The 1,306-nt window shown below is 40.0% G+C and carries 1 pseudogene; it reads right to left on the bottom strand.

The features are described from left to right. Window positions 1-45: 45 nt before the first annotated feature. A pseudogene (locus tag DDE80_RS14365) lies at window positions 46-1,306 on the bottom strand (IS3 family transposase); the annotation flags it as partial.

Here is a 1,306-nt window from a genome sequence, read left to right as displayed (position 1 = left end):
TGAACTGCTCCCTGTCAAGTAAACAGCGGAAATAATAAAAATGCTTTAAGCGGCTTGAGACCTGAATTCTAAAGGACTCAAGCCGTTTAATGTTTCTTGGTAACGTTCGTTGTTATAGAATTTGATGTACGTATCAATCGCATGTTTTAAATCTTCATACGTCTCATACTTATGTAAATAATACTTCTCTACTTTTAATGTCCCCCAAAATGCTTCGATCGGTCCATTATCGATACAGCGACCGACTCTTGACATACTATGTGTCAGCTTGGCTTTCTCCATGATTCGTTTGAATTCTTTTGATGTATATTGATACCCTCGATCACTATGTAAAAGTGGAAACTCCTCCTTTGACAGCTGACGAACAGCGGGTCTCACCGTCTTAAAAACAAGGTCATTATTATTTGAATGGCCTAATACGTAACTCACAATGGACTTATCATAAAGGTCAATAATGGCGCTTAAATATGCCTTCTTGCCATTGCCATACTTGAACTCTGTCACATCTGTACACCATTTCTGATTTGGGTTTTCGGCTGTAAACTCACGTGCTAACACATTTTCAGCCACGTAATCGGGTTTCACTTTTCGGTACTTTTTCGGGCGACGTCGAATGACTGCCTGTAAATCACCAATTTGCATCAGGCGATAAATACGCTTCTTATTCACTTTCGCCAAGCCTGCTTTTTCACGTTGGCGGTTAATGGTCATCGTGATGCGGCGGTAGCCATAAATACCATCGACTTGGGGATATAAATGTTGGATAGAAGCCATTAGTTGTTCGTTTTCTCGCTCTTGTGCTGTTGGTTGACGCTTTAACCATTTGTAGTAAGCTGCACGTGAAACCTTCGCCAGTTGGCAGAGTAACACGATCGATAGATTTTCTTTTTCTGCTAATTCTTGAATCGCTAAATAAAGATTTTGCGTACGAATTCTACTTAACGACGCCTCTTTTCGATTTCCTCTAACTTTTTTAAAAGTAAATTTTCAGCACGTAAACATTCATTTTCATGTTCGATTTGTTGAATTTTTAAACGCAATTCATCTTCTGGTGTACGCTCTTCTTCAGGTTTTGTGCGGCCACGACGATCCTGAAGTGCTTCTTCACCGCCTTCTTCCAATTTACGTACCCATTGATAGACTTGTTGGTAAGACACCTCGTATTGTGTCGCTACCTCTTGATAATTCTTTCCGTTCGCTAGGCATGCTTTTGCGATATCAATGCGTTCTTCTACAGTCGTTTTTCTTCCTTTAGTCATAGTTTGGCTCATTCCTTTACCCGAATCTTTTAATTCACTATGACTAG

This window comes from Metalysinibacillus jejuensis, from assembly GCF_003057615.1.
Classification (GTDB): Bacteria; Bacillota; Bacilli; order Bacillales_A; family Planococcaceae; genus Metalysinibacillus; species Metalysinibacillus jejuensis.
This window is presented reverse-complemented; position numbering and strand designations above follow the sequence as displayed.